Below are 12,223 nucleotides of genomic sequence, written 5' to 3' on the forward strand. Positions count from 1 at the left end.
ATCAAAAAAAAATATGTCAATTGCAGTAGGAATGGTAGAAACTTTAGGGTTTCCCGCCGTGGTAGAAGCCGCTGATGCTATGGTAAAAGCCGCTCGTGTAACCCGTGTGGGTTATGAAAAAATTGGAACAGGTCGTGTTACCGTTATTGTCAGAGGAGATGTCTCTGAAGTACAAGCATCTGTAGCCGCAGGAATTGAAAACGTCAAACGAGTAAAAGGTGGACAAGTTTTATCCCATCATATTATTGCTCGTCCTCACGAAAACCTTGAATATGTATTACCTATTCGTTATACCGAAGAAGTAGAACAATTCAGAGAAAGTATCAATCCTCGTCCTTTGCGCCGACCATAATCAGGAATTAAATTAATGCAAATGGCCAAAGTGTGTGGTACAGTTGTTAGTAATCACAAATCACGGACGTTAACTGGTGTCAAGTTACTTTTAGTACAATTTTTAGATGCTAGTGGTAATCTTCTCCCGAACTATGAAGTAGCAGGAGATATAGTAGGCGCTGGAATCAATGAGTGGGTTCTTGTAACTCGTGGCAGTTCAGCTAGAAAGGAAACTGGACAAGAAGAACGCCCGGTAGATGCGATGGTAATAGGCATTATAGATACTGTAACGGTGGCATCGGATAAGCTCTATAGTAAGAAAGATGCAGAAAGAATGTATTAAATACTTTATTTAGTATTTTAATTTTAATCTGTAACAACTAAAACAAAATCAATCTATCAGGACAAATTAGGACGAAAGTATTATTTACTAAAGATATTCTTAACATCCTAATCAGTGTCCTTGAGAGATTAAGTCAAAAAATTATAGTGGAGGTTTATTGTGAGCGTCCCGACAATGGCTGCTCCTCCTACTCCTTGGTCAAAAAATTTGGCACAACCAAGAGTAGATGATAGTGCTTATGTTCATTCCTTCTCTAATTTAATTGGAGATGTGAAAGTAGGAGCAAATGTTTTAATCGCCCCGGGTACTTCTATTCGTGCGGATGAAGGTACGCCTTTTTCTATTGGTGACAGTAGCAATATTCAAGACGGGGTGGTAATTCATGGACTAGAGCAAGGTAGAGTTAAAGGTGATGATGGTCAAGACTATTCCGTTTGGATTGGTGAAGATACTTGCATTACCCACTTAGCCTTAATTCATGGCCCAGCTTATGTAGGTAATCACTGTTTTATCGGTTTTCGCTCCACGGTATTTAATGCCAGAATTGGAGATGGTTGTATTGTCATGATGCACGTTCTGATTCAAGATGTAGAAATACCTGCTGGAAAATATGTGCCTTCTGGTTCGGTGATTACTAATCAACAACAAGCAGATCGCCTTCCTGATGTGCAACCTGAAGATCGAGAATTTGCCGCCCATGTAGTCCATATCAATGAAACATTAGCCGCTGGTTATCATTGTGCTGATAATCATGCTTGTATTAATTCTATTAAACAAAGTAATAACGGGGAAGTTAAAACCTCAACCCATAATAAAACTAATGGTTCTCAACCAGTAACTAATATGAGTTTAAATACAGATATTATCAATCAAGTCAAGTCTCTATTAAGACAAGGTTCTACCATTGGGGTGGAATACGCTAACACTCGTCGTTTTAAAAGTAAATCTTGGTTAAGTGCCTCTTTAAATGCGACTAATGAAAGCGGAATTTTAGCAGAATTAGGCAATATATTAAATGAACATCAAGGGGAATATGTCCGTTTAATTGGGGTTGATCCTCAAGCCAAACGTAGAATTGCTGAAACCATTATTCAACGTCCGGGAGATACCCCAGCACCAGTACAAGTAAGTAATGGTAACACGGCTAAAGTAAATGGTAATGGTAACGGTCATGTTAGTAAAGGCAATAGTGATTTAGCTCACGAAATTAAATCATTAATTCAAGGGGGTTATAATATCGGTGTGGAATATGCCGATACTCGTCGCTTTAAAACCAAGTCATGGTTAACTGCTCCTAGCATTAAAACTCATTCTGTTAACGAAGCTATTAACACCATTCAAGGTTATTTGACAGATTTGAGTGGTAATTATGTGCAATTAGTGGGAGTTGATCCTCAAGCTAAACGCCGTGTGTCTCAAGTGATTATTCAACGTCCGGGAGAAACTGCTACTATTTCTAGCAATGGTAATGGTGCAAGTTCTACTTATCAACCACCCGCAAATAACGGTAACGGTGTTAGTTTTGGTAATAGTACTTTAAGTGCTGAAGCCATTGCCCAAGTTCGTTCTTTATTATCTCAAGGGTATCAAGTAGGTACTGAACACGCAGATATACGTCGTTTTAAAAGCAAATCTTGGCAAAGCTGTTCCCCCATCAAAGGTACTAGCGAAGGTCAGGTTATCTCCGCTTTAAACGCTTGTGTGCAAGATCATGCAGGGGAGTATGTTCGTTTAATCGGTATCGATACTAAGGCAAAACGCCGAGTATTAGAGATGATTATTCAACGCCCAGGGCAAACTAATCAAGCTCAACCCGTCACCAGTAATGGTAATTCTACTAATCATAGCAACTTGAAGGGGCTATCTCTTGAGTCAGGAGGGTGGCCGAATAACAGTGCAAAAAGTAATGCTTATACCCAAACTCAAAATGGTAGTAGTTCTCTCGATGCTAATACTTTAGCTCAAGTGCGTTCTCTCTTATCTCAAGGGTATCGTATCGGCACTGAACACGCAGATATACGTCGTTTTAAAAGCAAATCTTGGCAAAGTTGTTCTCCCATCGAGAGTAAGAATGAAAGTCAGGTAATTTCAGCTTTAGAGGCTTGTGTAAAAGATCATAGTGGTGAATATGTCCGTTTAATTGGTATTGATACCCAAGCTAAACGTCGTGTTTTAGAAGCCATCATTCAAAGACCTTAATTTAATGAGGAATTAGGAATGAGGAATTAGGAATGACAAATCTTCTCCTCTCCTCTTTTTCCTTTTCTCCTCCCTTTTTCCTTATCAATAATTTATTGTTAATTGATTAAATGTCACTACCCATTCTTCAACCTAGTACTATTGATACAACCCAAATACGAGGCGATGTCACTATCGATCAAAGTGTTATTATTGCTAGGGGTGTAATTTTAAATGCTACCAACGGTAATAAAATTGTTCTGTGTGAGGGGGTCTGTGTGGGCATGGGGACAATCATTACGGCTTCTGAAGGAGATATTTATATTCAAGAAAATACTATTTTAGGTTCAGGAAGTTTGATTTTTGGTAGTTGTATTATTGGGCAACAAGTTTCTTTAGGGGCTTCGGTAACGGTTTATAATGCAAAAGTAGAAGCTATGAGCGTTATTCCAGCAGGTTCAATTATTGGCGATCGCTCTCGTCAAGTAGATTCAAAAGAAGAAGAAGTAAATTCTCAGACTCAGACGATTATTGACGATATTAAAAAAGGCTTTTCTCAAAATATAAAAACCGATAATCCATCAGTTACAGAAGAAAATAATAACCAAGGAAAAGATTATAAAAATGTCTTAGAAGAAAATGAGCAAAAATCTTCAACGGGCAAAGAAATAGAAACAGAAATTTTCAATACCGATGTTTGGGAAGAAAAAACACCTCAAGGGAATACTGTAGTCGGTCAAGTTTATATAAATAAATTATTATTTACTCTTTTCCCTGAAAAACAAAATAAACCTAAATAGGAGATAGGAGATAGGAGATAGGAAGAATATTGAATAATCTATAAACTCATTCTTTGAAACCTGAAACCTGAAACCTGAAACCTGAAACCTGAAACCTGAAACCTGAAACCTGAAACCGATATTCAAAGCATCAAACTGAGGTTAAATAAAGCATGAAAAAAGACAGGTTAAATAAATGAATAACCTGCCTCTATGGATTTTATAACTCTAAGAGAAAAAAATCATGGTGATGTTATTTAACAGATGCTTTTGCACCAGCTTCTTCTAACTGTTTCTTAATAGCTTCGGCTTCTTCTTTACCAACAGCTTCTTTAACAGCTTTAGGTGCAGCTTCTACTAATTCTTTGGTTTCTTTCAAGCCTAAACCAGTGATAGTACGAACGACTTTAAGAACGTCCATTTTCTTCTCACCGAAACTTTCTAAGATAACGTCGAACTCGGTTTGTTCTTCAACTTCTTCCACAGCAACAGGTGCAGCAGCCATCATCATGCCACCCACAGGAGCAGCCGCACTTACGCCGAATACGTCTTCGATTTGTTTAACTAATTCAGATGCTTCTAAGAGGGTTAAAGTTTTTAACTCTTCAACAATATTTAGTACTTTATCAGACATAATTAAGATGAATCTCCTTTGTAAAATTAATGAAATAAATTATATTGCCGAATGTAATTAAGCGGCTTCTTTTTGAGATTTGACAGCATCGATAGCACGAGCTAAAGAAGTAGGTACTTCGTTGATGCCACGAGCGACTTTTGCTGTAATAGCGTTGATTGAACCAGCAATTTGAGCAATGAGTTGTTCTTTTGTAGGTAAATCAGCTAAGGCTTTAACTTGTGCTTCACTGAGGATTTGTCCTTCCATGACACCGCCTCGTAATTCACTTTTTTTCAGCTCTTTTTGGAATGCTTGATAAGCGCGTACAGCACTACCAATATTTTCCTCATCAGCTAAGACAAAAGCAGAAGTACCTTTTAAGAGAGGATTAATGGCTTCCCATTTTTCGTTACCCTCTACGGCTTTACTCATTAAGGTATTTTTTGTTACCTTACAAAGATTTCCACCTTCTCTTAAACGAGTACGCAAATTGGTTAGATCTGCAACAGTAAGACCTTCATAATTAACGACAAAAGCCAGTTGAGACTTCTCAAGTAACTGTTTAATTTCAGCTACTTCTTGTTTTTTACTCTCTAGGGATTTAGATATTGTTCTCACCTCCTTAGGTGTTGAATTTTGTGATTTTCTAATTTGATTTTTCGTCAAACTAAAAGTTTTTATCGACCAACGGACACTAAAAAACCCTAGCTATATTGATTCAGCTGGGTTCTGGGGTTGATGAATTAAGATAATTTTTAATAATAAAAAGCGTACTAAGAAAAGATAAACTCTGTTCTAAATTACTTTTAATCAGTATCTGCATCAACCTCGGCAGGAAACATTAAGCTAATTATTAGCTCCCGCTGTCTTCGGCTTTTTGCCAAATTTTAATATATATTTTGACCTAAGTTAATTAATATAACTTAAAACTTCTTTTTTTGCAAGAATTTTGTCATTATTTTAACTTAAAATCTTTGCTTATTTTTTTTACTTAGAAGAAAAAAAATCAACCTTAAGAGTAACGGTGCAAACATAACTTATAATTAGTGATGAGCAAAATCAAAAAGTAATGACTAATTGTTCATTGTTAATTATTAATTGTTAATTATTATTTATGCCTTTCCAAGCTAATCCGATAAAATTTGGTACTGATGGTTGGCGTGGAGTTATTGCCGCCGATTTCACTTTTGAGCGTGTCGCTAAATTAGCACCTCTAGCCGCTACAGTTTTACAAGAATCGAACCCTAATTCTAACCTCATTATAGTGGGTTATGATCGCCGTTTTATGGCAGAAGATTTTGCACAAATTACCGCAGAAGCTCTACAAGATGCTGGTTTTGATGTGTTATTATCAGACAACTTCGCTCCTACTCCTGCTTTTAGTTGGGCGGCATTTGCTCAGAAGGCTTTAGGTGCATTAGTCTTAACCGCTAGTCATAATCCTGCTAAATATCTCGGTTTAAAAATCAAAGGTGGTTTTGGTGGTTCGGTTTCGGAAGATGTTACATCTAAAGTTGAATCCCGATTAGAAGAATATATCCCTAAAGCTGATAAAAAAGGTACTTTACAGTTATTTGATCCTTGGGAAAGTTATTGTAATCAACTGCGTTCTCAAGTCGATATTGAATTAATTAAAAATGCCATTACTTCGGGTAAGTTAAAGATTTTAGTGGATGTAATGCACGGTGCGGCTTCTACGGGTTTAAGTCGCTTATTAGGTTGTGATATTCCTGAAATTAATGCTCAAAGAGATCCTTTATTTGGTGGTGCTGCTCCTGAGCCTCTAGCCCGTTATATTCCTGAGTTATTTCGTCAGATCAAAGAAGCAGCAAAAAGTTATCCTGATGCTCTTAGAATCGGTTTAGTGTTTGATGGAGACTGCGATCGCATTGCTAGTATTGACGGTAACGGAAATTTTTGTAGTACTCAAATTTTAATTCCCATTTTAATCGAACATTTAGCCACAAGAAGAAACCTAGAAGGAGAAATAGTAAAAACAGTAAGCGGTTCAGATTTAATTCCAAAGATAGCACAATTATTTAAGATTCCTTTATCAGAAACCGCCATCGGATATAAATATATTGCAGAAAGAATGTTGACTCATCAGGTGTTAGTAGGAGGAGAAGAATCAGGAGGAGTGGGTTATAGTAACCATATTCCTGAGCGTGATGCCTTATTATCAGCGTTATATGTGTTAGAAGCGGTGGTAAAATCTGGAAAAGATATTACAGAACTTTACGAAAATTTACGACAACAAGTTAATTTTACTTCTGATTATGATCGTATTGATTTAACTTTAGCAAATATCGAGCAAAAAAATCAATTACAAGAAAGATTAGAAAATACTCCTTTAACAGAAATTGCGGGGAAAAAAGTAGTTAATTGTCTAGCTATAGATGGTTATAAATATCGTATGGAGGATGATAGTTGGTTGTTAATTCGTTTCAGTGGTACAGAGCCATTATTACGCTTATATTCCGAAGCACCTACTTTAAAAATTGTTCAAGAAAATTTAACTTGGGCAAAAAAATGGGCGACAGAATAATTAGTTATTAGTAGCCTTTAGTTTATTAAAGATTGTCATGTTTAAAATTTTCTGTTAAGATTACTTTTATTTATTAATTAATGCCAATTTTAGTTATTAAAAATTATAGTTTTAAGGTAAAAATTTATCTTCTAATTGAGTGTTTAATTCTGGTTTTATTTGAGTATTTTTATAGTTTCTAACGGAGCTCATTGTCTTCATTAATATTAATGCTTGGGTGGTAATTTCTCTTGAAGTATTTTGATTTAAGATACTAAATAATGCAATACCACTTAAAATGCTACCCATAATAAAAATAAGCAGAAGAATAATACTTTATTTTTGTCCTAGTCTCAATTTATCTTAAAATCTTAAGATGTTGTTATGAATAATATTCATTTTTATCATGATTATTAGTGTTTATTAATATTGAATATATGAAAAAATTAGTTGTTGCTACTGGTAATGAAAATAAGCTCAAAGAAATACTCGAATATTTAGAAGAATTTAACCTAGAATTAGCTTTAAAACCTCCTGAATTAGAGGTGGAAGAAACGGGCAAAACTTTTATGGAAAATGCCATTCTTAAAGCCTCACAAATTGCTAAAACTGTAAAACAATGGGCTATCGCTGATGATTCTGGTTTAATGGTAGATGCTTTAAATGGGCAACCCGGTATTTTTTCTTCTCGATATGGTAAAACAGATCATGATCGCATTAGTCGTTTATTACGAGAGTTAGAGGGAGAAACCAACCGTAATGCTCAATTTGTTTGTGCAGTGGCGATCGCCAATCCTGATGGAGAAATAATGATTAAGACTGAAGGAATTTGTCAGGGAGAAATATTGACACAAGTCATAGGGGACAATGGTTTTGGCTATGATCCCATTTTTTTTGTACCAGAAATTCAGCAAACTTTTGCTCAAATGTCACCACTATTGAAAGGTAAAATAAGCCATCGAGGAAAAGCCTTTGCTAACTTAACACCGTTATTAAAATCTTTTGACTTTACCTCCTAAGAGAGTAATATTATAAATATAATGGAGTAAATAAACGAAAATGACAGAAAAAGAAGTAATTGGGGTAGATTTAGGAGGAACTGCCATAAAATTAGGCAGATTTCTCGAAAATGGTACTTGTTTAGAATCCGTTACTATTCCTACCCCTCAACCTGCTACCCCTGAAGCCGTAATAGATGCGATCGCTAACACAGTATTACAATTAAACTCAAATAAAAAAGCTGTAGCATTAGGTATAGGTACACCAGGTCCTGCCGATGTTCATGGTAGAATTGCCTTAGTAGCCATTAACTTATCAGGTTGGCATAATGTAGCATTAGCCGATGAATTAGAGAAAAAAACAGGATTAAAAACTGTCATCGCCAATGATGCTAATTGTGCAGGGTTAGGAGAAGCATGGTTAGGTGCAGGAAAAAACTATCAAAATTTGATTATGTTAACTTTAGGTACAGGAGTAGGAGGTGCAATAATACTTGATGGTAAAGTATTTACAGGACGTTTAGGATCTGCTGCGGAATTAGGTTTAATCACCCTAAACCCTGAAGGACATCCGTGTAACAGTGGTAATCAAGGTTCATTAGAGCAATATGTATCAGCTACAGCAATTTATCGAGATACTAAAAAAACTCCTGCCGAATTAGGACAGTTAGCCGAAAATAATAACCATGAAGCCTTGACATTTTGGGAAAATTATGGTAAAAAATTAGCCTATGGATTAGCTAGTTTAATTTATATCCTGACACCCGAAGTTATTATTATTGGAGGAGGTGTCTGTGGGAGTAGTAAATTTTTTCTACCTTCAACGGAAGCGGAAATTAATCGTAGAGTGTTAGAAAGCTCTCGTATAGGATTAAAATTAATGGTAGCAGAGTTAGGTAATCAAGCAGGGATGGTAGGTGCGGCTAAATTAGCTTGGCAACAGTGGGTAAATTAAGTTAAGTCTTCCTATTTCCGCCCCCAATTTTGGGAATCGCCTCCCTCCCCCCAACTTTGGGGAGTAAAATAAGAAAAGTCCCCAGTATTGTGGATTTAGGGGATTATTGACTTACTTTTTTCTTGAAGATTGTACCGAATCCTAAAGCGATTGCTGTACCAAGGATGGTTAAAGGTTCAGGTACTGATTGAGCTTCCCCTAGCAAACGATAAGAAGCATTCAAAGTATTTGGTAGAGTATTATTAGTGAAACCGAAACTACCACCTGGGTTTACTTGGAATTGATTATTTGCAGTAGTATCAGCTAATGTACTAGAACTTACGAATACTTGATCAAATGGATCAAAATTCAAACTAGGGAAAATTCCTAGCCAATAAGTTCCAGCATTGTTTAAGCTAATATTAATGGGAATATTTACTAGAGTATCATTATTAGCATTAAATCCAGAGGTTAAAGAAACGTTATTAGTCGCTACAACTACGTTAGCTATGTCGCCGATAAGACTACTAGCACCAGCATTTACAGAACTAAAAATTCCTACATTCCACCCAGTTACATTAGCTAAAGCACCAACTTGTTGTGTTGAAAATACAGCACTAGCCTGAGAAAGATTAACCCCAGTGGTTGTTACGAAATCATCAATTACAGCTATATCAGCACCATTAAATATAGGTTCAAAATCTTGACTTGCAAAAGTACCATTACCTGAAGTGGGAGTACCGTCACCAATTTGATCAAAGATTATACCTATAGCTTGGGCTGAAGTTGTATTATAAAAAAAACAGACGTACTCAAGACCGTAGTGCTTAAGATTATATTGCGTTTTGTTTGTTTAATCATTTTAACTCTTTTATTTTCGCAAAATTTTCAATAATCATAGCAAAAATTAAGAAGTATGGATAAGATTTTTTCCATTATCTAACTCTAAACTTAGACGATTAAGGAAATCAAGTGGGTAACTTCTAATTAATTATTAATTTTTCCTTAACCTTAACCAAGCAATAAATTAGTTATGATCTTTATAACAACAAAAATTTAACCTTTATTTATGGTTTCAAATTTTAAATTAATTTTTCCTTTAATAATTACACCCTTATTAATTAGTGGATGTAATGGAGCGAATACTAATAATAATCAACCTTCTGGCATTCCCATTAAGTTTTTAGTGGGTAGTGGTTTTGAAGAATTTTGTCAACAAACTGCCACTAAGTTTAATGCCACGAAGCCAAAATTAAGTAGCGGTAAAGCCTTTTATTTAACTTGTGAAGCTAAAGGTAGTGGTGATGTCATCACTGAAGTTGTTTCTCTTAGTCAACAATTATCAACGGGGGGAATTACTGCCGATGATGCCAGATTTCCATCTTTAATCGCCGTAGATGGTGAAATTTATCATAGTCAATTAATTTATCAAATTGATAAGATTTTTCCTAGTAAAAACTATATTCCAGCTATTACCGATTCTCCTTTATTAGTCTTTAGCCCTATGGTATTTATGACTACAAAAGAGTTGGCTCCGACTTTGGAAAAAGCAGGAGATATTTATACGGCGTTATCGAAGTATGAAAACTATCAAAAATTAGATGCTAATGCGTCACCTTTACCTATTTATTTTGTACAAACGTCTCCTATTCGCTCTAATTCTGGGTTACAGACTTTAGTTGCTCAATTTTCCTCCGTAGCTAATAAACCGCCTCAAGATTTAACCATTGATGATATTAAGAAATATCAAGAGCAAGTTAAAGCTATTCAGAGTAAAGTAACTCGTTATGGTATTTCTACCGCTTCTTTAGCTGATTCCATGGTAAAAAATGGCGTATTTTGGGCAAATGTTGGCTCTGTTTATGAATCTTCTGTTATTCATGCCAATAGTCAAGGTGATGCAAACCAAACAAAATATCAAGCAGTATATCCGAAATCAACTTTTAGCTCAAATATTCGAGGAATTTTGCCTAACGCTTCTTGGGTATCTCCTGAAGAAAAAGAAGGTGCTGGGAAGGTGTTAGATTTTATGCTTACTCCTGAGTTGCAAACTTTTGCCAGTGAATTGGGATTACGCCCTGCTATTGCTGGTGTTTCTATTGAAAATAAATTTAACGCTCAATTTGGAGTAAATTCTAATCCACAATATGAATCTTATCGCCCTCCTAAACCTGAAGTTGTGGAAGCTATGCTTAAAAATTGGCAAAATTATGCCAAAAAACCTTCTCAAGTTGCAGTAGTTGTTGATGTTTCAGGTTCGATGGCAGGGCAAAAAATAACGGCGGTGCAAAATACTTTACTTAATTATGTCAATAATTTAGGTATAAAAGAGGAAATTATTTTAATTACTTTTAGTGATAGGATTAACGAGCCTGTGATTATAAAAGGTACTCCTGAAGGTAAAAATAAAGGTATTAAATATATCAGTAGTTTACAGGCAAAAGGTGGTACAAAATTATATGATAGTGCTTTATTTGCTCGTGATTGGTTACGCAAAAATTTGAAACCAAATGCTATTAATGCGGTGTTAATTCTCACTGATGGAGAAGATTCTGATAGTAAAATAACGATACAACAATTAGAGCAAGAATTAAAAAAAAGTGGTTTTAATAGTGATGAAAGAATTGCTTTTTTTACTGTAGGTTATGGTAAAGAAGGGGAATTTAATCCTCAAATTTTAGAACAAATTGCTAATATCAATAATGGTTATTATAAACAAGGTGATCCTAATACCATTGATAAATTAATGAATGATTTACAAGTAGAATTTTAACTAAAATTAGAAGTTTTAAAACATGAAAATAGTTAACCCTCTTAATTATCCTTTAGCCATTTTAATCGCTGGAATTTCTTTATTTTTAGGAGTAAAAATTGTTAAATTATCTAATTTTATTATATTACCTTCTAGTATAGCTATTGCTGTTATAGGATCAACTTTTTTAGCTTATAATAATCAACAAAATAATAGTAATATTGATTTAGATAATAAAGCCTTAGAAACTGAATTAAATCAAGCAAAAAAAGAAGCTCAATTATTAGTTAATAAAGCTGAAAATTTACGGTTAGAAGCGAAAAAATTATTACATGATTCATGGCAAATGGACTTATTAACGGCGGTAGAATATTCTTGCGATCGCGCCTTAGAATTACCTCAAAAAATAGAAGATTTAAGTCGTAAGTTATCGGGAGGAGATTCTTTATTATCAGTGGAAGAATTGCAGGAAAAATTAGCAAATATTAAAAAGAAAAAAAAATCTGCTGATGGAGTGGCTTTAGAGAAATTACAGCAAATAGAATTGAGTTTAATTCGTAATATTACTTTAGCAAAAGAAGGTCAATCCGCACGAGAAGCGCAAGTATTTTCTTTGACAAATATTATTACTGAATCTGCTGGAATTTTACAACAATTGCAGAATAAATTACGCACAGCAGATTTAACTAATTCTCAGGAATTAAATGCTTTACAAGTCTTAAGTCAAGAGTTAGTTATCTTACAAGAAAATGCTTATTTATTGTAA

Annotated in this window: 13 protein-coding genes and 1 other annotated feature; of the genes, 9 read left to right on the forward strand and 4 right to left on the reverse strand. The window is 34.9% G+C overall.

Translation table 11 applies throughout. The annotated features are described in order from the left end of the window. Positions 1 to 13: 13 nt before the first annotated feature. From ACEW8E_RS06670 to ACEW8E_RS06685, 4 genes are all read left to right on the forward strand, one after another. Positions 14 to 352, forward strand: a complete 339-nt coding sequence (locus tag ACEW8E_RS06670; RefSeq protein ID WP_373479559.1) for a carbon dioxide-concentrating mechanism protein CcmK — start codon at positions 14 to 16, stop codon at positions 350 to 352. A gap of 15 nt (positions 353 to 367) precedes the next feature. Beyond that, positions 368 to 676 (forward strand): EutN/CcmL family microcompartment protein, encoded by a 309-nt coding sequence (locus ACEW8E_RS06675; RefSeq protein ID WP_373479560.1) that lies wholly within the window; start codon positions 368 to 370, stop codon positions 674 to 676. 174 nt (positions 677 to 850) lie between these two features. Next, on the forward strand, positions 851 to 2,875 hold the full coding sequence (locus tag ACEW8E_RS06680) for a ribulose bisphosphate carboxylase small subunit (RefSeq protein ID WP_373479596.1): 2,025 nt from the start codon (positions 851 to 853) through the stop codon (positions 2,873 to 2,875). A gap of 110 nt (positions 2,876 to 2,985) precedes the next feature. After that, on the forward strand, positions 2,986 to 3,654 hold the full coding sequence (locus ACEW8E_RS06685) for a hypothetical protein (RefSeq protein WP_373479561.1): 669 nt from the start codon (positions 2,986 to 2,988) through the stop codon (positions 3,652 to 3,654). 232 nt (positions 3,655 to 3,886) lie between these two features. Here the strand turns inward: ACEW8E_RS06685 and rplL are convergent, their stop codons facing one another. Then, a complete protein-coding gene (gene rplL / locus ACEW8E_RS06690) occupies positions 3,887 to 4,267 on the reverse strand; it encodes a 50S ribosomal protein L7/L12 (protein ID WP_373479562.1) in 381 nt (126 codons plus the stop codon). A 57-nt stretch (positions 4,268 to 4,324) separates the two neighbouring features. After that, positions 4,325 to 4,858 carry a 50S ribosomal protein L10 gene (rplJ, locus tag ACEW8E_RS06695; RefSeq protein ID WP_373479597.1) on the reverse strand — a complete coding sequence of 178 codons (534 nt, stop codon included), beginning with the start codon at positions 4,856 to 4,858 and terminating at the stop codon, positions 4,325 to 4,327. A 144-nt stretch (positions 4,859 to 5,002) separates the two neighbouring features. Then, positions 5,003 to 5,140: a sequence feature (ribosomal protein L10 leader region), on the reverse strand. Between the two features lie 223 nt (positions 5,141 to 5,363). Here rplJ and ACEW8E_RS06700 point away from each other — a divergent pair. Continuing rightward, entirely contained in the window at positions 5,364 to 6,794 is a 1,431-nt protein-coding gene (locus ACEW8E_RS06700; RefSeq protein WP_373479563.1) for a phosphoglucomutase/phosphomannomutase family protein, read from the forward strand. A gap of 111 nt (positions 6,795 to 6,905) precedes the next feature. Here ACEW8E_RS06700 and ACEW8E_RS06705 read toward each other — a convergent pair whose 3' ends face one another. Then, positions 6,906 to 7,082 carry a hypothetical protein gene (locus ACEW8E_RS06705; RefSeq protein ID WP_373479564.1) on the reverse strand — a complete coding sequence of 59 codons (177 nt, stop codon included), beginning with the start codon at positions 7,080 to 7,082 and terminating at the stop codon, positions 6,906 to 6,908. A gap of 128 nt (positions 7,083 to 7,210) precedes the next feature. Between ACEW8E_RS06705 and rdgB the strand changes: the two genes are divergently transcribed. Further along, positions 7,211 to 7,792: an RdgB/HAM1 family non-canonical purine NTP pyrophosphatase gene (rdgB, locus tag ACEW8E_RS06710; RefSeq protein ID WP_373479565.1), complete on the forward strand. Its 582-nt coding sequence runs from the start codon at positions 7,211 to 7,213 to the stop codon at positions 7,790 to 7,792. Positions 7,793 to 7,832: 40 nt separating this feature from the next. Then, positions 7,833 to 8,726: an ROK family protein gene (locus tag ACEW8E_RS06715; protein WP_373479566.1), complete on the forward strand. Its 894-nt coding sequence runs from the start codon at positions 7,833 to 7,835 to the stop codon at positions 8,724 to 8,726. Between the two features lie 103 nt (positions 8,727 to 8,829). Here the strand turns inward: ACEW8E_RS06715 and ACEW8E_RS06720 are convergent, their stop codons facing one another. Then, a complete protein-coding gene (locus ACEW8E_RS06720; protein WP_373479567.1) occupies positions 8,830 to 9,078 on the reverse strand; it encodes a PEP-CTERM sorting domain-containing protein in 249 nt (82 codons plus the stop codon). 696 nt (positions 9,079 to 9,774) lie between these two features. Here ACEW8E_RS06720 and ACEW8E_RS06725 point away from each other — a divergent pair. Together ACEW8E_RS06725 and ACEW8E_RS06730 are read left to right on the forward strand one after the other, a co-directional pair. Further along, positions 9,775 to 11,478, forward strand: a complete 1,704-nt coding sequence (locus ACEW8E_RS06725) for an extracellular solute-binding protein (RefSeq protein ID WP_373479568.1) — start codon at positions 9,775 to 9,777, stop codon at positions 11,476 to 11,478. 22 nt (positions 11,479 to 11,500) lie between these two features. Further along, positions 11,501 to 12,223 (forward strand): hypothetical protein, encoded by a 723-nt coding sequence (locus tag ACEW8E_RS06730; RefSeq protein WP_373479569.1) that lies wholly within the window; start codon positions 11,501 to 11,503, stop codon positions 12,221 to 12,223.

Source organism: Geminocystis sp., from assembly GCF_041753295.1.
GTDB lineage: Bacteria > Cyanobacteriota > Cyanobacteriia > Cyanobacteriales > Cyanobacteriaceae > Geminocystis.

Coding starts and splice junctions, on each gene's coding strand:
- ACEW8E_RS06670 (WP_373479559.1), top strand. CDS start 14: ATGTCAATTGCAGTAGGAATGGTAGAAACTTTAGGGTTTCCCGCCGTG.
- ACEW8E_RS06675 (WP_373479560.1), top strand. CDS start 368: ATGCAAATGGCCAAAGTGTGTGGTACAGTTGTTAGTAATCACAAATCA.
- ACEW8E_RS06680 (WP_373479596.1), top strand. CDS start 851: ATGGCTGCTCCTCCTACTCCTTGGTCAAAAAATTTGGCACAACCAAGA.
- ACEW8E_RS06685 (WP_373479561.1), top strand. CDS start 2,986: ATGTCACTACCCATTCTTCAACCTAGTACTATTGATACAACCCAAATA.
- rplL (WP_373479562.1), bottom strand. CDS start 4,267: ATGTCTGATAAAGTACTAAATATTGTTGAAGAGTTAAAAACTTTAACC.
- ACEW8E_RS06700 (WP_373479563.1), top strand. CDS start 5,364: ATGCCTTTCCAAGCTAATCCGATAAAATTTGGTACTGATGGTTGGCGT.
- ACEW8E_RS06705 (WP_373479564.1), bottom strand. CDS start 7,082: ATGGGTAGCATTTTAAGTGGTATTGCATTATTTAGTATCTTAAATCAA.
- rdgB (WP_373479565.1), top strand. CDS start 7,211: ATGAAAAAATTAGTTGTTGCTACTGGTAATGAAAATAAGCTCAAAGAA.
- ACEW8E_RS06715 (WP_373479566.1), top strand. CDS start 7,833: ATGACAGAAAAAGAAGTAATTGGGGTAGATTTAGGAGGAACTGCCATA.
- ACEW8E_RS06725 (WP_373479568.1), top strand. CDS start 9,775: ATGGTTTCAAATTTTAAATTAATTTTTCCTTTAATAATTACACCCTTA.
- ACEW8E_RS06730 (WP_373479569.1), top strand. CDS start 11,501: ATGAAAATAGTTAACCCTCTTAATTATCCTTTAGCCATTTTAATCGCT.